We start from the raw sequence: 16,766 nt of genomic DNA, 5'->3' as shown, positions 1-16,766 counted from the left end.
GAATGCCAACCGGCTAATTGCGGGAGTTTCGACGGATAGTCACAATCAACAACCCGCCAAGTGCTATAGCGAAGACGACAGGCATTCCCCATAGGAGCGTGTTTTTACCTGACAATGCGGGTTGATAAAGTACATGCTCACCATAACGGTCAACCATGTAGTCTTTCACTTGTTGATTGGTTTTTCCTGATTTAACCAGCTCAAAGACTCGTAATCGAATGTCTTTTGCCACAGGGGAATTAGACTCGATCAGGTTTTGATTTTGGCACATCGGACATCGAAGCGTTTTGGCGAGTTCAATCGCTTGCTTTTGCTGTTTGGGAGTGTCGAACTCAAACAAGTCAACAGAGTGCGCTTGTGTCGCTAACGCATGGCTTGCGCTTAGCAAGACGGCCACAACCAGAGTGATAGCAGAGATAACCAAACGCAATCTATCAAACACTTTCAGCCTCCTTTTGTGCCGCAATTCGAGACGAAATTTTTAAGGCTGCCCTATTCTTAAACGACCTTACCAGTGCGATGCATGCCGATATGCATACCAATAGTGCACCGAACCAAATCCAACGCACAAACGCTTTGAATTGAATACGGACTGCATAATCCGTTGTATCGACTTTATCACCCAAAGAGATATAAATATCACCATGCCAAAGCGGAGTCATTGAAGGCTCAGTCATGGTCATCACTCGCACCGAATAGTGACGTTTTTCGGGCGTGGCGATCCTAATAGGTTGGTCGTTGTCTTTATCAGTGATCTCAATAATGGCTTGCTCAGCGGTAAAGTTTCGACCTACGTATAAATGGGTATCAGCGTAGGTAACTTGGTAATCACCAAAATCAACTTGGCTGCCAGGACCAAGTCTCTTGGTGATTTCGTAAGAATATTCAGCATTCATCACACAGCCAAACGCCGCGATAGCAATACCAATGTGCGCAATACATGCAGAGAGCGATGTCTGCTTAGTCTTGGCGAAAACTGCAGCAATATGTGACATTAGCACCCAAAGGCTTGCCCAAACCGTAAAGAGCGCCCAGTTCGACCACTGCGCGCCGACTGGCTCATAGTGCATGGTGCAATAGCTCACGATAGCAAAAGCCAATATCAGAGAAACAACCAGTAAAATAGCGGGCTGTCTAATACTCTGCTTCTGGCTGTTACTCGACCAGCGAAGAAACGGCACGGCGCCCATCATAAATAAGCTCACTATCACGATAGGCCCAAACAGCAAGTTAAAGTACGGAGCGCCAACGGAGATATTCCCAAGTCCAGCAAGTTCGTAAACCATTGGATAGAAGGTACCAAATACAACGACGGCGGTAGCCAATACAAACAAATTGGCTGAAATCAGTACTAGAAATGGCTTAGTCACCACGCTTGTAATATTGAGCGATTTGATAGAGTCGGCCCTAGCAATTAAAGCGACAAACGCGAAAACAAACACTAAGGTTAGAATCGCCAGCAGACTAAAGCCTTTGGTAGGGTCTACAGCAAAAGCATGCACCGATGTCAGCACCCCAGAGCGTACAATGAAGGTGCCAAGAATACTCAAACAGAAAGTGACAAATGCGAGAGAGTAGGTCCAAAAGACAAGCTGCTTGCTGCGAGCAACTATCATGGTATGCAGCAGTGCAGTCGACGTGAGCCATGGAAGCAGCGAAGCATTTTCAACTGGGTCCCAAAACCACCAGCCTCCCCACCCTAATTCGTAGTATGCCCACCAAGAGCCTACAGCGATACCAGCTGTCAAAAACAGCCATGCGACTAAAGTGTAGAGTCGTGCTTTTGGAATCCAATCACGGTCGACGTGTTTTGTGAGTAGCGCACCCAGCGCCATCGCCAGCACCGATGCAAAGCCCACATAACCGATGTAAAGCAAAGGCGGATGTATAATAAGTCCAATATCTTGCAACATTGGGTTTAAGTCACGACCTTGAAGCGGCATGACTGTGTTTAACTCGAATGGGTTTGATGCGAGCAGTGTAAACCAGGCGAAGATAGCGACTATAGACTGCATGATCCAGCTTGCATGGTTCAGTGAATGAGTTCGCTGCTTTGACCAAGCAATAATCACGCCCCAAAGTGACAATGTCACCACCCAAAATAGCATCGAACCTTGGTGCCCGCCCCATGTGGCCGCGAGTTTGTAGCCTAGATGGAGTTGGTGATTGGAATTGTCGGAAACATAACGAATAGAGAAGTCGTCAACGGCAAACGCATAAGCCAACACAGCGATGGCGCTGATTGCGAACAAAAAAGATATCGCGCTGAAAAATCGGTTTAGATTATTCGCACTGGCATCGTTTTGCTGGCCTTTGCTCACGAGAAAGACTCCATGCAAAACAGCAACCGTACTCGTCACTGCCACTGCAATTAATGTGAATAACCCTATGTACCCGAGCATAACACCTCATACGAGACGGCTTTCCATCCCAATAAATCAAACCTTTGAAAACACGCTTTCATTAACCCAACATGCTTTCAAAGATCCCCCGCAAAACACGGGGGAACTAGACTGAAAAACGTTCTAAACTACGGTCATCTGTCCTGCATACAACACAAACGTACGCAGCATCAGCACCCCAATCAAACTCAAAGTAGTCACCACAAGGATGAAGCCGTGATTCAACTTCACCTCACCTGGGCTAAAGTAGTTTAGCGCCAATGGCAACAGCATCCCGATACCGATCACACCATACCAGAACCAGCTAGACCAAAAACCACCGCCGATAGCATTCCATGCTGCCACTTCGTTTTGACCACCGCTGAAGATAAGGCCGGTAAAGAAAGTCACAATCACAAACAGCTCAAACAACACCACTGGGCGCTCAAAGCTGTGTACCCACTTCACGCTAGGACTATGTGAATCTTCTTTAAACACAAGAATGCCGAACAGCAAACTCGCAGCTGCGCCCGAGGACAAGCTCGAGAACAAGAACAAAATCGGCAGAACTGGGTTATTTAGCATTGGGTACGTTTTAAGTGCGGACAGTAGGAAGCCCGTATACGCGGCCAATACGATAGCCAGAAACCCTAAAAAAAGTTCTAGTCCGTTTTCAATTTTCTCCAGCTTGAGCAAAATGGTTTCAACAAAATCAAATTTGCTTCCTAGCACATCCATGATTGGCTTTCTGAAAATCATACCAATCCAGACAAACAACACCGCCATATAAACTTGGAATAAGATGACACCCATCGACATGACCGAGGATGGATTGTAGTAAATCATGATTTTCCAGAATTCTAATGGTTTGGTCAGGTGGAATACTAAGATAAGCAAGCCAACAATGATGCCAAATGGCGCTAGCCAAGCCATCGCCTTCATAATGCCATTTTGCGCTGGGTCGCCTTCGATAACCTTACGCTTGAGGTAAATGGCAATCAGTGCAGAGCCTGCAGACATCCCTGCCAAGAACAGGTAGATCGCGATGATCCAATCCCAAACTAGGGAGTCGAAATGAAAGGCTGTTTCCCACGTACTCATACTACACCTCCCCCTTGTGGAATGCGGCTTTGAACAGCTTAGGTTTCGTGCCTAGATGCTCCTTATCGCGATAAATCACTTTAATGCTCAGCTTTTTGTTGATGTCACTATTAGGATCATTCAAATCACCAAACACGAGTGCCTTGGTTGGGCAACTCTCCACACATGCTGGCAGTTTTCCTTGCGCCAAGTTGGTATCGCGGCAGAAATTACATTTGTCTGCAGAGTGATTCTCAGGGTGGAAAAAGCGCACTTGATAAGGACAAGCGGCTAAACAGTAACCGCAGCCCACACATTTTTCCTTATGTACATCGATGATGCCGGTTTTTTCATCTTTGTAAGCAGCGCCTGTTGGGCACACATAGACACAAGGTGGGTTCTCACAATGCTGACATGACTCACGAGTGAATCGATACTCAACATCTGGGTACTCGCCGATAGGTTCTGAGCGGTGGATTTCCAGTCTGGACACACCTTCAGGTACGTTGTTTACCTCACGGCATGCATCGGTACAAGCGGTACAGCCAATGCAAGCATTCTCATCGTGAAGCATGCCATAGCGCACCGGTTTTTCGGTGTCATCACTCGCCACCGACTGTCGCGCCGAAAGCACAGAGGTTGTCGCCACACCGGTAGTAAAAATGACCGCGCCAGTGCCGGCAAGGAAGTTTCGTCTAGAACAACTCATATCACTTGCCCTCCTCTTCACGTTTTTCATTGAAGTCTTTGTGGCAATCGACACACATCTTTATTTTTGCTTTGTGGTCGTAAGACAGCACTTTTGCTTTTTCGGCATGAACCGAATGACAATTGGTACAAGTTAGATTTTTAGCGTGAACATCATGGGTCCAGCTATCTTTTTGCAGATATTTGGGTTGATGACAATCTGTACAGCGACTGTTAGCTTTGAGAATGGCTTCTGGATCTAACCAAGTTTTATCTGTGCCAGGTTGAGACTGTGCAGCATGATATGTAATCACCGTCGAGGCGCCATCACGATGGTCTGGACCGATATTACTGTGACAGTCGGTACAGCTTGGCGCCGCACCTCTTATCTCGACAACATTCTCTCCATGAGAGCCTGCCAGAGTTTGTTTTGAGTCTTTGTGACATTGAATACACTTGTAATCTTTATCACGTATCAACTCCACCTTATGCCGTGTAGAGTCCCCTTCTTGTACGAGGGCTGCATCGTCGGCAAAGGCATTGAGTGAATAACCACAGAGAGTAAATGCTAGGAGGGCCTGAAGCATCATCACCATGGTCAATTTAACATTGCCCATTGTATCCTTTCCTTAAACCCAATATTGCGAACCTATACATTCACTTATCGGATTAATAACCAATGACTTTTCTGCTCTATATACGAACTATTAAAAACAAGTTCGAAAATCACACAGAAATGAAATCAATTCTTATTTAGGATGAGCCACAACGCTTCACGGTTTAATAATAGTATGCCCCTCTGTAATCCACTAGTATACGACGTTTAATTAGTGAGCAATATCACTAATAAATGTGTGTGAATTTTCACATAAGCTATTGTTTTTATAATGAATGAATTTACAACCACAGTGGTAACCACTACCCCTTTAGGGTTAGTTAGAAATAGATGTGAGCTCCATCACCTAGCAAAATTGATCTAAAACAGTAAACACGCCGAGTTGTAATTAAATATTACTAACCATGAGTTAATATGAACACGTCTATCAATTTAGACATCTCCAAATCTTGTTTAGGAAATTTGCCCCACAACGCATTTCAAAAATTAGAATATGGAGATACCATCGTGAACAAGCACTGGATTATTAGTTCCGTTGCTGCATTAGCTATATTAGGCGCCGCAAGTGTGCCCGCTTTTGCTGCCTCTGAAAAAGAGTTAATGGACCCGAGAAATCAGGCCTACGAACAAGACCACCCAGACCAATACCATTCATGGAAACAAACGAGTGAGAGCGAAGAGATTGATGATGCCCTTGCCCATGATCCGAACATGGTCATCTTATGGGCAGGCTACGGCTTTGCCAAAGACTACAACAAAGCTCGTGGACACTTCTACGCACTCGATGATGTACGCCAAACCCTTAGAACTGGCGGCCCGACCGATCCTAAATCCGGCCCGATGCCTATGGCCTGTTGGAGCTGTAAAAGCCCAGATGTTGCCCGTGTTATCGACGAACGCGGCGAAGATGGCTACTTTGAAGGTAAGTGGGCACGTTTAGGCGCTGAAATTTCAAACCCTATCGGCTGTGCAGATTGCCACGACACGCGCAGTGAAAAATTCAAAAACGGCGAGCCTGAACTCGCGCTAACCCGCCCTTACGTTGAACGCGCCTTTGAAGCGATCGGTAAAAAGTTTGATGAGCAATCGCGTTTGGATAAACAGGCTTCGGTTTGTGCTCAATGCCACGTTGAATACTATTTCACAGGCCCAACGAAAGCCGTGAAGTTCCCTTGGGATATGGGCACCACCGTTGGTGAAATGGAGCAGTACTATGATGCGCTCAACTTTAAAGACTGGCAGCATGCCGTGTCTAAAGCCCCAATGCTCAAAGCTCAGCACCCAGGCTATGAAACATGGCGCGACGGCATCCATGGCAAAAACGGCGTAGTTTGTGTCGACTGTCATATGCCGAAAGTGACCAAAGAAGATGGTACGGTTTACACAGATCATAAAGTCGGTAACCCATTTGACCGCTTTGAAGACACCTGTGCAAACTGCCATACTCAGAGCAAAGATCAGCTGCAAGGCATCGTATCGACTCGCAAGGCACAAGTACTGAACATGAAGCTCACCGCTGAGAAGCAAATCGTAGCCGCGCACTTTGAAGCTGGAGCCGCTTGGGATGCAGGTGCTACCGAGGAAGAAATGAAGCCAATCCTAACCGATATTCGCCATGCGCAGTGGCGCTGGGATTACGCAATCGCTTCTCACGGCGTTCACATGCATGCACCGGAAATGGCACTAGAAATTCTAGGTACCTCAGTCGACAAAGCTGCTGACGCCCGTGCAAAACTGATCCGTTTGCTTGCGAAGAAAGGCATCACCGACCCTGTTGAAATTCCGGATATCTCTACCAAAGAGAAAGCGCAAGCGGCTTTAGGTATGGATATGGATAAGATGAACGCAGAGAAAAAACACTTCTTAGAAACCGTAGTACCGAAGTGGGATAAAGAAGCTGCTGAGCGTGAGGCTAACTACTAGGTTTTCTCACTATTGAATGTGTGATCCATTCGAGATTAACGTAAGCCCCAACCCATTGGTTGGGGCTTTTTGCTAGAATCGTAACTATCTGAAACCAAATTATGTTTCCAAAAACATGATCGGCACACATACACAAAAGGGATCTCATGAATAAACGTCTTCTGCTTGGTCTATGTTTAACCTCGACTTTTTCATTTGCCGGCACCTACAATAGTGTTTCAGTCGGTACCACCAGCGAAGGAGGATTTGGTGTTGGTCTCTATTACGATAGGAACCTCAGCTATGGCTTCTATGCGAACTTAGCAGGCGGAACAGGCCCAAACAACGATGATTTTGGTCTTAACGTCGGTCTCGTTAAATCGTTAAGTGATCATTTAGTCGGTTATGCTGGCATCGGGGTAGCGAACCGAAGTGAAGAGAAAATCTCAGACTTGCCGATAACCACTTATGAATCCAATCTTAGCTTCAACGGAAACTTGGGCTTATTGATAAAAACCGGTGTCACGGGCTTTACGGCTGATGTTGGTTACAATACCGGACTGGAAGCCGCCTACTTTGGCCTTGGTTATACCTACTAGTCTCTCACCAGTAGTTTTCACTCGCAAAATGCCCTGGTTTTCTTCGCAAATGTTTTGTTAAACCAAGCTCTGTTAGCGCAGAACTAGTGTCTTTGACCATGCCAGGGTTGCCACACATGAACACAAAACTATTGGGAGCATTGAGCTCAACCTCCACGTGCTTTTGTAACCTCCTCTCCAACAACAACTGAGGTATTCGCCCTGACAAACTCGTCTCATGATCTTCTCTGGACACCACGGAGACAAATTCAAATTGCATTCCTAATCGCGCTTGGGCCTCTTTAATAGTCTGCGTGTAAACAAGCTCTTCTGCGCGTCTCACTGCATGAACCAAAACAACCTTATCGAACCTATCTAGCACACTGTGATCATCTAACATCGATAGAAATGGGCCAATGGCGGTGCCCGTAGACAACATCCACAAATCACGCGCGTGTTCCGGAATCTCTTCAAGTGTCATAAAACCCGAAGGTTGTTTACCTACATAAATAGGGTCTCCAGAGACAAGCTGATTAAGCCTTGGGGATAACTGACCGTCACTATCGGCAATGATCAAAAACTCCAAATGTTGATGCCCATAATCATGATTGGGATGGTTGACCATAGAATAGGCTCGGCGCACCCACTCTCCCTCACCATTGAGCAAACCGAGTTTAGTAAACTGCCCTGCTACGTACTCTTCAATGGGAGCGGCGACTTCAAGGCTGAACAAGTTGTGGGTCCACTGTTTCTTTGCCAAAACTCGGCCTTCTACTAATCCATTTGGAATGTCTGTCATGTCTCATCTCCGATAAGTAATGCAATTTGACACTTTCAGCATAGAAGTAAATTCAACAGGATATAAACTAAGAATTAGATAAACCAAACATGAATTAAATAAAAAACTTAACGTTCGAGAAAGGAAATCTGTTCTACCTCGGTCTTGGTATAGTGTGTGTTGTAAAAGGATTTTAAGAGTGCCCATGAAACCATGTTTTCCAGCAGTTCCCTTTGAAGGTATTAGTGAAAGTCCGGTTAAATACTGGCTTCACGAGTATCGCAATACGACATTCGAATTTACGCAGGCGCAGCAAAGTGCTCTGTCTAGACTGCTCCCTTTACTCGTGTGTGGAGAGCAAAGCTCGCAGTGGGTTTTCTACAACGAGTCACAACGTGAGCTTCCAGAGCCACTCGCCTCAGCTCAAAGCGACTTTGAACGCATTGTGGCAGATGAGCAATATCATGAAGACGCACTTGAGTTTGTACAATCTCAGTTAGCGCAACCTTCTGATGTCACAGCAATAAAGCGCCGCAGTCAGCGCTTCTTTGCCTCACTGGGTTCAAAAAACACTTTCGAAGAGCATTTTGCTCAAATCGCGAGCCTTGACGCATTGGTTTGTAAAATCATGTTGAGCCTAGAAAAAGGCCGACTTGACCCGCACCATCCGTTTGTTCTGCTATGCCGTTCCATCAAACAAGACGAAGCACGTCATGTGACCGCCGCGAAAAAGCATGCTCTCGCTCTAGGATACGACCGTACAAAATGGCGAGCACTCAACACACTGACCTCGGAAAAGCTGTTTAAACTACTCAATACCGAGCGAGAAGCATTTGAAACGCTTGGTATTACGCTTGAGCACATCTTTGAAGCTAGGGAGAGCTAATATGAGTGCAACGTTTCTGCCCGGTAGCGTATCACTTCTCGCCGCACACCATTTATTCCCAGAACAACATCTAGATAACGCACAACTGTTAGATGCATTGGAGCGATTAGCAGGAAAACGCTACGCCAAAATCGCGTCTCGAATCGCGCCGTTTCTTGGTATTGAGGGACGCCATTTCTCGCGCAGCATCTACTCTCACACTAGCGTGCCAACGCCAAGTAATTCTGAGCTTGTAGCGAGCGTGGTGACACAACTGCTTGAAAAATCGAACACGAATTTAGGCTCCATCGATTACCTGATCGGCCACACCACGACACCTGATACTCAGCTCCCCCCTAGTATTGCGTGGGTAGCAGAGAAACTTCGCTATCACGGCCCTTTCATGGAGTTAAGACAAGCCTGTACTGGGTTTTCAAGCGGCTTGCAAATCGCTATCCCAAGAATGGCCATGCTAAACAAACCTGTCATGATTGTCGGCAGTGAAACGGGGTCTGTGTACTTTGATTATCACCCAGATTTTCTCGACCAATCACAACTGGTCAATTACATGCAAATGGGTGACGGTGCCGGCGGGGTCCTTATCGCTCCAGAAGACGTACCGGGATTAGGTAAAATTTCAGACTGTTTTACAGGTCAAATTGGCGTTGAACAATCACCGGGGTTATCGCTAGATGGCGGCTCGATGTCGGTATATACCCAAAATGGTAAAGCCCGCTTTCATCATAATGCCAGCAATGTAAGAAAAAGCGGCGAAGCATTATTTCAAGCCAGTATTTTAGCTTTGAGAGGCCGTGGCTATGAGCTCAACGACTTTGATTACATCATCCCCCATCAAGCAAGTGGTCACATCGACACTATGCTGGCAGAAGCACTAGACATTGACCCAGTCAAGATCATCAACGACGCCAAACACTGGGGTAACCTAGGTTCTGCTGCTATTTGGTGCAGCTTCTCTAAACTCGTTAATAGCGGAACACTATCAAAAGGAAGCAAGGTGGTGATTCTCGGCGCCGAAGCCACCAAGTATATGTACGGTGGGTTTGTGTATACGCACGCCTAGAAACGGAACAACCTTTATTTGCCGCTAAAGCTTTTAGCGGCAGTGATTCAAAGGCTTTAAGCCATGAACTATCGCATGCCTTTGGCTTGGTTAATTTTTTCAACAAGCGCCGCTCTATCTATACCCACTCGATTCGAATCCAATATCTGCGTCCAAACACGAATCGCCTCATCATATTCTGCATTTAAGAAATAGTCCGAAGCGATAAGTTGCAATGCCGTGTCATTGTCACTGTCGAGCTCGAGCGCTTTGTCCAGGTAACGCTGAATATCTGGTGTAATTGTTTGTGAGGATTGATAGTAAAGCGCTGTCGCTAAGGCGGCGTACTGTCCTGCATACGGCATACTAGAGAGACGAATTGAGTAATTGAAACACGTTGCTGCGGAATCAAACTCCAGACTCTGCATATACAGCTGACCTAGCTTAAACCAAGACTCGGCATCGTTTGGGGATTCGGCTAGTGAGTTTTGAAGATCAAGCATGATGCTTTGATGGTCTTGAACATTACTAAGAGGGGCAGGATCTGGGAACGGCGCACGAAACTGGTTCCAGAGCAATAATGAAACGCCGACAATACTGGCACTCAACGCAGCGGAATACCCAGCTCTTTTTTTAAGCATGGATACTTTGTTCATACTTGCATAAGCGACAATAAATACGACAGTGAAGCTTAGCAACACGAAAATCAACATGGTATGACTGGATTCTTTTTCAAGTGAGGTTAATCACTATTGTAACGGCTAGCGTCAAACAGCGCTGTGAGTCAGAGCGCTGTTTGCAGTCTTGTCATCGGTAACTTTTGGGGTTGGAAATGGGCCTTCTATTCTTAGAATACTCGACGCTTCAATCCAGCTCGCTCTAGTACCCTCGTTGAGATCTCCTCCACCGACAGTGACGTCGTATTGATATAAGGGATCGCTTCACGCCTAAACAATGCTTCAACACTCGCCAACTCCTGCAGGCATTGTTCGGTACTGGCGTATTCACTCCCTGCTAACCGGTTTTCGCGAATCTCTGTTAGGCGCTCAGGGTCGATGGTGAGACCAAACAGCTTATGACGATGGATCTCAAACTCAGGCATCAGACGCAAGCGTTTAATATCGTCATCGATAAATGGATAATTCACGACTCGCAGACCAAACTGCATAGCGAGGTAAAGGCTGGTTGGTGTTTTACCGCTGCGGGACACACCCAGCAAAATCAGGTCGGCTTGTTCCAGGTTTTTGAGCGAGACGCCATCGTCATGCGCAAGGGTATATTCAACGGCAGCGATGCGATCAAAATACTTCGCAGAATCTTTACCAACACTGTGTGAACGTTGCAGCTTAGGCTTAGGTTCCAGTTGTAAATCTGTTTTAACCTGAGCCACCAAACTTTCTAACACATCGTAACAAAACGCGTCCGATTGCAGCAATCCTGCCCGAATTTCGGGCACAACTATGGAGAAAAACACCAGTGGTTTCACCCCATTGCGTTCATAGGATTGATTAATCTCCCTAATGAGTTCATCAAGCTTATGAGTGCTTTCAACAAAGGGAAAAGTTTTTTCTTTGGCTTTGAATGGAAACTGACCGAGCACCACGTGCCCCAATGTCTCACAAGTAATCGCTGTACCGTCAGAAACGTAGAATACGTCACGACTTTGACCTAAAATTTTCATTTTCTATTTAATTTTTCAAATTAATTTAAGTAGGATGCTCTACATAATATCGATAACAAACCCTAGCATTCAATCACGTTCCCCCACAGTTTGTAAAAATAGTTAATTATTTTTTCACTGAATACGTAAACGTTTGCTATATCCTACAGCTGCAATGTTTCTGGAGAAAGACATGCAAAACAACACCCTTTGGTTCAATGGTCTGTCAATGGATGATGTCGATAAGGTCGGCGGCAAGAACGCTTCACTTGGTGAGATGGTATCTAATCTTGCTAACGCTGGTGTTTCAGTGCCAAATGGCTTCGCGACTACATCCCATGCCTTCAACCAATTCCTCGACTTTGAAGGATTGGATGAGCGCATTCACGGACTATTAGACGAACTTGATGTTGATGATGTTGACGCACTGCGTAAGACAGGCGCGACCATCCGTCAATGGGTATTAGAAGCCCCCTTCCCTGCTGACCTAGAGCAGGATATCCGAGATAACTACAAGGAATTGATCGAAGGCAACGAAGAGTTGTCTGTGGCGGTTCGCTCATCTGCGACAGCTGAAGATCTTCCTGACGCTTCATTTGCGGGCCAGCAAGAAACCTTTTTGAACGTAAAAGGTATTGATGCGGTTCTTGAAGCAACTAAGCATGTCTATGCGTCTCTGTTTAACGACAGAGCGATTTCCTATCGTGTACACCAAGGGTTTAACCACCGTGGTATCTCGCTTTCTGCGGGTATCCAACGCATGGTTCGCTCAGACAAAGCGTCTTCTGGCGTTATGTTTACTTTGGATACTGAATCTGGCTTCGACCAAGTGGTATTTATCACTTCGGCTTGGGGTCTAGGTGAAATGGTCGTTCAAGGTGCTGTAAACCCAGACGAGTTCTACGTTCACAAGCCGCTATTAGAGCAAGGCCAAGCGCCGATCGTTAAGAAGACATTTGGCTCTAAACAGATCAAGATGGTTTACTCTGACAACCAAGAAATTGGTAAGCAGGTAGACATCATCGATACGTCTGACGAAGAGCGTAACCAGTTCTCTCTTAATGACGAAGAAATCAAAGAGCTTGCTAAGCAAGCAATGATCATCGAAAAGCACTACCAACGTCCAATGGACATTGAGTGGGCAAAAGATGGCATCGACGGCAAGCTATACATCGTTCAGGCTCGCCCTGAAACCGTGTGCTCTCAAAGCGAACAAAATGTAATTGAGCGCTTCCAACTTAATAACAAGGCTGATGTACTGGTTGAAGGCCGTGCTATCGGCCAGCGTATTGGTACTGGTAAAGTTCGTCTTGTAGATTCACTAGACCAAATGTCACTTGTTCAAGAAGGTGACGTGCTGGTTACTGATATGACTGACCCAGATTGGGAACCAGTGATGAAGAAAGCAGCGGCGATCGTGACTAACCGTGGCGGCCGTACTTGTCACGCAGCAATCATCGCTCGTGAACTGGGCATTCCAGCTATCGTTGGCTGTGGTAATGCGACAGATAGTCTAGAAGATGGTGCGGTGGTTACTGTGTCGTGTTCTGAAGGTGAAACTGGCTATGTTTATCAAGGTGAGCTGGACTTTGAGATCCGCCGCTCTGCTGTCGATGAACTGCCACTGCTACCAACGAAAGTGATGATGAACGTAGGTAACCCTGACCGTGCGTTCGACTTCGCTCAAATCCCTAACGAAGGTGTAGGCCTTGCGCGTCTTGAGTTCATCATTAACAAGATGATTGGCATTCACCCGAAAGCGCTACTGAACTTTGACCAGCAGTCTCCAGAGCTGCAAGCAGAGATCACGCAGCGTATCCGCGGGTACAAAGATCCAATCGATTTCTATGTGAGCAAGCTTACTGAAGGCATTTCAACCATCGCGGCAGCGTTCTGGCCTAAGCGTGTGATTGTTCGTATGTCGGACTTTAAGTCAAACGAGTACAGCAACCTTGTGGGCGGTAAAGAGTTTGAACCACACGAGGAAAATCCAATGCTTGGTTTCCGTGGTGCTTCTCGTTACATCTCACCGGTGTTTGAAGACTGTTTTGAACTTGAAACGCAAGCGATTAAGCGTGTTCGTAACGAAATGGGCTTGAAGAACGTTGAAATCATGATTCCATTCGTTCGTACGCCAAGCGAGGCAGCTCAAGTTATCGACCTACTTGCTAAGTTCGAACTGCGTCGCGGCGAACAAGGCCTGAAAGTCATTATGATGTGTGAGCTACCATCAAATGCGGTTCTTGCAGAAGAGTTCTTGAAGTACTTCGATGGCTTCTCAATCGGTTCTAACGACATGACTCAGCTAACGCTCGGTCTAGACCGTGATTCTGGTGACGTGGCGCATCTGTTCGATGAGCGTAACCCAGCGGTGAAAGCAATGCTGAAGATGGCGATTGACGCGGCGACCAAAGCGGGTAAATACGTTGGCATTTGTGGTCAAGGTCCATCGGATCACGATGATCTTGCAGAATGGCTAATGGACCAAGGTATTAGCTCTGTATCACTTAACCCAGATACGGTTATCGATACATGGCTGAAGCTTGGTAACGTCGCTAAGTAATCACAGAATGTCATCACGCAAACTGTGATAAAGAAAATGCCAGAGCTCTCGCTCTGGCATTTTTGTATCCATTGAATTGATTACGGTTCAGAGAACCATCTAACTACAATGATCAGCCTTTATGGGTGATAAGCCATACTTCTTCTGCAAAGCGAGTCAGGCCTTGTTGAATACGACCATGATTACTGTCCGCTTCATCACGCTCTAAAAGGGTCACATCAAACTCCTCACCAAAATGCTGCATCACTTCATTGCTAGGAACGCTGTATGGTGGCCCCGTCATTTCGCTTTGAATGTAGTCCAGTGTGATGAGAAGAATGCGGCCGCCCGGTTTCAGCGTTTGTTTTAGCTTGTCAACATAGAGCGCTCTCACCTCTTCAGGCATGGCAATCATAGCCGCGCGATCGTAAATCAGCTCTACCGGCTGAATTGGCGCGGTAAAATAGTTACCAACATAAATGTTTAGCTCATCAAACTGATATAACTCAAACTGACCATTGATAGGCGTTACCATCGGGGTGTAGAAGTGCTCTGAGAAAAATGAACGCACGGCAATTTGACTAAGCTCGACGCCTTGTACGTCATCATGACGCTGCGCTAACCAAACCAAGTCTTCTGACTTGCCGCATAGAGGCACAAAGACCTTCTCGTCACGCTGAGGAGACAATTGCTGCCAGTATTTTATAAGCAAAGGATTCACATCTTCCAAGTGAAAACCTATTTTGTTTGCAGCCCACTTGTCGTGCCAAAGTTCAAAATCGTTCATTTATCGTTCATATTCGCTGTGGATAATGGTTAACGTAGAGTTTACAGAGTGCAGACAAAATGTCACACCCATTCGCGTAGATTTTATTGCGCGATAAGCATCACAGTTTACAAACTCTGTTACACAGTTTGTGTTGGGTTTTTTCTACGAATCCCCATATTATTGTTAGCGACACTCCTGCGCGTTTACGCCTTTTTTGTACCCGTTTTTGTAACGTAACTAGGAGAGAGAATGAGCACGTTTCTTCGTACTGCAGCACTAATGCTATTGGTACTCAGCCGCGCACCTGCATTTGCGGCAACGCTTAATCAATCCGATTCCACCTCAACAAAAGGAAAGCAAGAGCAAAACGAAGTTTGTCCATCTGTATTCAAACACAGTCTTAGTGGCTTGTACGGCATTGATGCTGTTCAGGGCGCTGCCTTCCAACCCCATAACGATTTTGACATCTTGTACAGCAAAGCCCACCAAGCTCAGCATGAGCTAGAAGCGCTTTGTAAAACCACCGCCCTACTGACTGACACCGACGCGTACTTTGCAGGCGTAAAATCTGCTGAACGAGCCAAAGTGAAGATTGACACTGAACTCAACGGCCAAGTTAATCAAATCACAGATCTGGCTCGAGGCACTATCGTCGCTCAAGACGTTGAGAGCTTAGTAGGCGCGTATGAAGCGCTTAGCCGTGAAGCTCAGGTAGTTAGGGTTAAAAACCGCTTTAAAAGCCCAGCAGCCTCTGGATACCGTGACCTCAACATTTTGGTTAAGCTACCCAAGACTGGAATTATCGCTGAAGTGCAGCTTCACCTAAAAGACATCGCTGATGTGAAGAGCGGACCTGAGCACGATTTGTATGAAATCGTTCAAGGAATTGAGCGCAGAGCTGCCGCTGAAAACCGCGCCCTAAATGAATTTGAAACCGCGCAAATTGCCAGCCTACGACGCCAGTCAATGGAGCTGTATCAAAACGCTTGGCAGCCATACATTACCACTAACATTCGAGCGGCTTAGTCCGCTCTTTATTGAGCGCACTCAGAGCAATGGCTTGGCGCTCGATATTCCCTCTAAATACCTAGCCCCTAAACCACAAAAAGACCACACTAGGTGGTCTTTTTGTTTAACAGTAGGACATTAATCTACTTTGATATTTTCGACTCGAGCCTTCAGTTTCTGACCCGGACGGAATGTCACTACGCGTCGAGCGGAAATGGGAATGTCTTCACCAGTCTTGGGATTTCGACCTGGACGTTCATTCTTGTCACGCAAGTCAAAATTACCAAAACCCGACAGCTTTACCTGTTCGCCACTTTCAAGTGATTTTCTAATTTCTTCGAAAAACACTTCTACCGTTTCCTTGGCATCCCTTTTACTGAATCCGAGTTTCTCAAATAGGTTCTCAGCCAGATCGGCTTTTGTGAGCGCCATAAAACTCCCCTCAAAGCTAATTCATACCTTGTTATCGCAGTGATAACGCTAAAGATTTAGTTCGACCAATCAACAACATAACAGGCCAACTTTGAAAAGTGTAAGCCAACCTTCTGATTTTCGCCAACTTTTTTATTTCAGAACTATGTCAGGATTTTGCTTTAAGTTTTAGCAAGTTATCGGATTAACAGCATAATATAGAGACTTTGCTTACACAAAATCAACCAGGCAGAATAAACAACCAGACAAGCACAATTACACAAACAATAATAAAGCTATAAACAATTTTAAAAATAGTGACCTTGATGCCTTCAACACGTAATTTATTGTGTAAAAACAGCGAGTTGCACCATATTTCCAATATGAAACAGGTTTATTCCACTCGATATTAACCCGGCATAAAAAAAG

Annotated in this window: 16 protein-coding genes; 6 read left to right on the top strand and 10 right to left on the bottom strand. The window is 46.0% G+C overall.

Going from position 1 to position 16,766, the window contains the following annotated elements; genetic code table 11:
• Positions 1-13: 13 nt before the first annotated feature.
• The 5 genes from AAA946_RS07605 to nrfB all read right to left on the bottom strand — a co-directional run bounded on the left by AAA946_RS07605 (position 14) and on the right by nrfB (position 4,765).
• Positions 14-442, bottom strand: a complete 429-nt coding sequence (locus AAA946_RS07605) for a cytochrome c-type biogenesis protein (RefSeq protein ID WP_445206066.1) — start codon at positions 440-442, stop codon at positions 14-16.
• On the bottom strand, positions 435-2,402 hold the full coding sequence (locus AAA946_RS07600) for a heme lyase CcmF/NrfE family subunit (RefSeq protein ID WP_338164314.1): 1,968 nt from the start codon (positions 2,400-2,402) through the stop codon (positions 435-437). The genes AAA946_RS07605 and AAA946_RS07600 overlap by 8 nt, the downstream gene beginning before the upstream one ends.
• A gap of 123 nt (positions 2,403-2,525) precedes the next feature.
• On the bottom strand, positions 2,526-3,482 hold the full coding sequence (nrfD, locus tag AAA946_RS07595; protein WP_112461728.1) for a cytochrome c nitrite reductase subunit NrfD: 957 nt from the start codon (positions 3,480-3,482) through the stop codon (positions 2,526-2,528).
• A gap of 1 nt (position 3,483) precedes the next feature.
• The gene (gene nrfC / locus AAA946_RS07590; RefSeq protein ID WP_338164313.1) at positions 3,484-4,170 is read right to left on the bottom strand and encodes a cytochrome c nitrite reductase Fe-S protein; all 687 of its coding nucleotides are present in this window, start codon (positions 4,168-4,170) and stop codon (positions 3,484-3,486) included.
• Between the two features lies 1 nt (position 4,171).
• Positions 4,172-4,765, bottom strand: a complete 594-nt coding sequence (nrfB, locus tag AAA946_RS07585; RefSeq protein WP_338164312.1) for a cytochrome c nitrite reductase pentaheme subunit — start codon at positions 4,763-4,765, stop codon at positions 4,172-4,174.
• Between the two features lie 506 nt (positions 4,766-5,271).
• Here nrfB and nrfA point away from each other — a divergent pair.
• A complete protein-coding gene (gene nrfA, locus AAA946_RS07580) occupies positions 5,272-6,687 on the top strand; it encodes an ammonia-forming nitrite reductase cytochrome c552 subunit (protein ID WP_445206065.1) in 1,416 nt (471 codons plus the stop codon).
• A gap of 146 nt (positions 6,688-6,833) precedes the next feature.
• Entirely contained in the window at positions 6,834-7,265 is a 432-nt protein-coding gene (locus tag AAA946_RS07575) for a hypothetical protein (protein WP_338164311.1), read from the top strand.
• Positions 7,266-7,269: 4 nt separating this feature from the next.
• Here AAA946_RS07575 and AAA946_RS07570 read toward each other — a convergent pair whose 3' ends face one another.
• On the bottom strand, positions 7,270-8,043 hold the full coding sequence (locus AAA946_RS07570; protein ID WP_338164310.1) for a ferredoxin--NADP reductase: 774 nt from the start codon (positions 8,041-8,043) through the stop codon (positions 7,270-7,272).
• Positions 8,044-8,227: 184 nt separating this feature from the next.
• Between AAA946_RS07570 and AAA946_RS07565 the strand changes: the two genes are divergently transcribed.
• Both AAA946_RS07565 and AAA946_RS07560 read left to right on the top strand, forming a co-directional pair.
• The gene (locus AAA946_RS07565) at positions 8,228-8,908 is read left to right on the top strand and encodes a hypothetical protein (RefSeq protein WP_338164309.1); all 681 of its coding nucleotides are present in this window, start codon (positions 8,228-8,230) and stop codon (positions 8,906-8,908) included.
• Between the two features lies 1 nt (position 8,909).
• Positions 8,910-9,968, top strand: a complete 1,059-nt coding sequence (locus tag AAA946_RS07560) for a 3-oxoacyl-ACP synthase III family protein (RefSeq protein ID WP_338164308.1) — start codon at positions 8,910-8,912, stop codon at positions 9,966-9,968.
• A gap of 68 nt (positions 9,969-10,036) precedes the next feature.
• Here AAA946_RS07560 and AAA946_RS07555 read toward each other — a convergent pair whose 3' ends face one another.
• The gene (locus AAA946_RS07555) at positions 10,037-10,588 is read right to left on the bottom strand and encodes a TPR domain-containing protein (protein WP_338164307.1); all 552 of its coding nucleotides are present in this window, start codon (positions 10,586-10,588) and stop codon (positions 10,037-10,039) included.
• Positions 10,589-10,794: 206 nt separating this feature from the next.
• The gene (gene ppsR / locus AAA946_RS07550) at positions 10,795-11,628 is read right to left on the bottom strand and encodes a posphoenolpyruvate synthetase regulatory kinase/phosphorylase PpsR (protein ID WP_338164306.1); all 834 of its coding nucleotides are present in this window, start codon (positions 11,626-11,628) and stop codon (positions 10,795-10,797) included.
• Between the two features lie 154 nt (positions 11,629-11,782).
• On the opposite strand from ppsR, the gene ppsA reads away from it, so the two are divergent.
• Complete coding sequence (gene ppsA, locus AAA946_RS07545) at positions 11,783-14,170, top strand: phosphoenolpyruvate synthase (protein WP_338164305.1); 2,388 nt, start codon at positions 11,783-11,785, stop codon at positions 14,168-14,170.
• A 112-nt stretch (positions 14,171-14,282) separates the two neighbouring features.
• Here the strand turns inward: ppsA and AAA946_RS07540 are convergent, their stop codons facing one another.
• Positions 14,283-14,936 (bottom strand): thiopurine S-methyltransferase, encoded by a 654-nt coding sequence (locus AAA946_RS07540; RefSeq protein ID WP_338164304.1) that lies wholly within the window; start codon positions 14,934-14,936, stop codon positions 14,283-14,285.
• A 231-nt stretch (positions 14,937-15,167) separates the two neighbouring features.
• Here AAA946_RS07540 and AAA946_RS07535 point away from each other — a divergent pair, with 231 nt between their 5' ends.
• On the top strand, positions 15,168-15,944 hold the full coding sequence (locus AAA946_RS07535; protein WP_338164303.1) for a RelA/SpoT domain-containing protein: 777 nt from the start codon (positions 15,168-15,170) through the stop codon (positions 15,942-15,944).
• 120 nt (positions 15,945-16,064) lie between these two features.
• Here AAA946_RS07535 and ihfA read toward each other — a convergent pair whose 3' ends face one another.
• Positions 16,065-16,358 (bottom strand): integration host factor subunit alpha, encoded by a 294-nt coding sequence (gene ihfA, locus AAA946_RS07530; RefSeq protein ID WP_006074250.1) that lies wholly within the window; start codon positions 16,356-16,358, stop codon positions 16,065-16,067.
• Positions 16,359-16,766: the final 408 nt, after the last annotated feature.

Origin of the sequence: Vibrio sp. 10N (genome assembly GCF_036245475.1) — a bacterium.
Classification (GTDB): domain Bacteria; phylum Pseudomonadota; class Gammaproteobacteria; order Enterobacterales; family Vibrionaceae; genus Vibrio.
Note: the sequence above shows the minus strand (reverse complement) of the source record. Positions and strands in the feature narration are given on the sequence as shown.

Excerpts from the sequence above, each read along its gene's own strand:
- AAA946_RS07600 (WP_338164314.1), bottom strand. The coding sequence starts at position 2,402 with ATGCTCGGGTACATAGGGTTATTCACATTAATTGCAGTGGCAGTGACG.
- nrfD (WP_112461728.1), bottom strand. The coding sequence starts at position 3,482 with ATGAGTACGTGGGAAACAGCCTTTCATTTCGACTCCCTAGTTTGGGAT.
- nrfC (WP_338164313.1), bottom strand. The coding sequence starts at position 4,170 with ATGAGTTGTTCTAGACGAAACTTCCTTGCCGGCACTGGCGCGGTCATT.
- nrfB (WP_338164312.1), bottom strand. The coding sequence starts at position 4,765 with ATGGGCAATGTTAAATTGACCATGGTGATGATGCTTCAGGCCCTCCTA.
- AAA946_RS07575 (WP_338164311.1), top strand. The coding sequence starts at position 6,834 with ATGAATAAACGTCTTCTGCTTGGTCTATGTTTAACCTCGACTTTTTCA.
- AAA946_RS07570 (WP_338164310.1), bottom strand. The coding sequence starts at position 8,043 with ATGACAGACATTCCAAATGGATTAGTAGAAGGCCGAGTTTTGGCAAAG.
- AAA946_RS07565 (WP_338164309.1), top strand. The coding sequence starts at position 8,228 with ATGAAACCATGTTTTCCAGCAGTTCCCTTTGAAGGTATTAGTGAAAGT.
- AAA946_RS07560 (WP_338164308.1), top strand. The coding sequence starts at position 8,910 with ATGAGTGCAACGTTTCTGCCCGGTAGCGTATCACTTCTCGCCGCACAC.
- AAA946_RS07555 (WP_338164307.1), bottom strand. The coding sequence starts at position 10,588 with ATGCTTAAAAAAAGAGCTGGGTATTCCGCTGCGTTGAGTGCCAGTATT.
- ppsR (WP_338164306.1), bottom strand. The coding sequence starts at position 11,628 with ATGAAAATTTTAGGTCAAAGTCGTGACGTATTCTACGTTTCTGACGGT.
- ppsA (WP_338164305.1), top strand. The coding sequence starts at position 11,783 with ATGTTTCTGGAGAAAGACATGCAAAACAACACCCTTTGGTTCAATGGT.
- AAA946_RS07540 (WP_338164304.1), bottom strand. The coding sequence starts at position 14,936 with ATGAACGATTTTGAACTTTGGCACGACAAGTGGGCTGCAAACAAAATA.
- AAA946_RS07535 (WP_338164303.1), top strand. The coding sequence starts at position 15,168 with ATGAGCACGTTTCTTCGTACTGCAGCACTAATGCTATTGGTACTCAGC.
- ihfA (WP_006074250.1), bottom strand. The coding sequence starts at position 16,358 with ATGGCGCTCACAAAAGCCGATCTGGCTGAGAACCTATTTGAGAAACTC.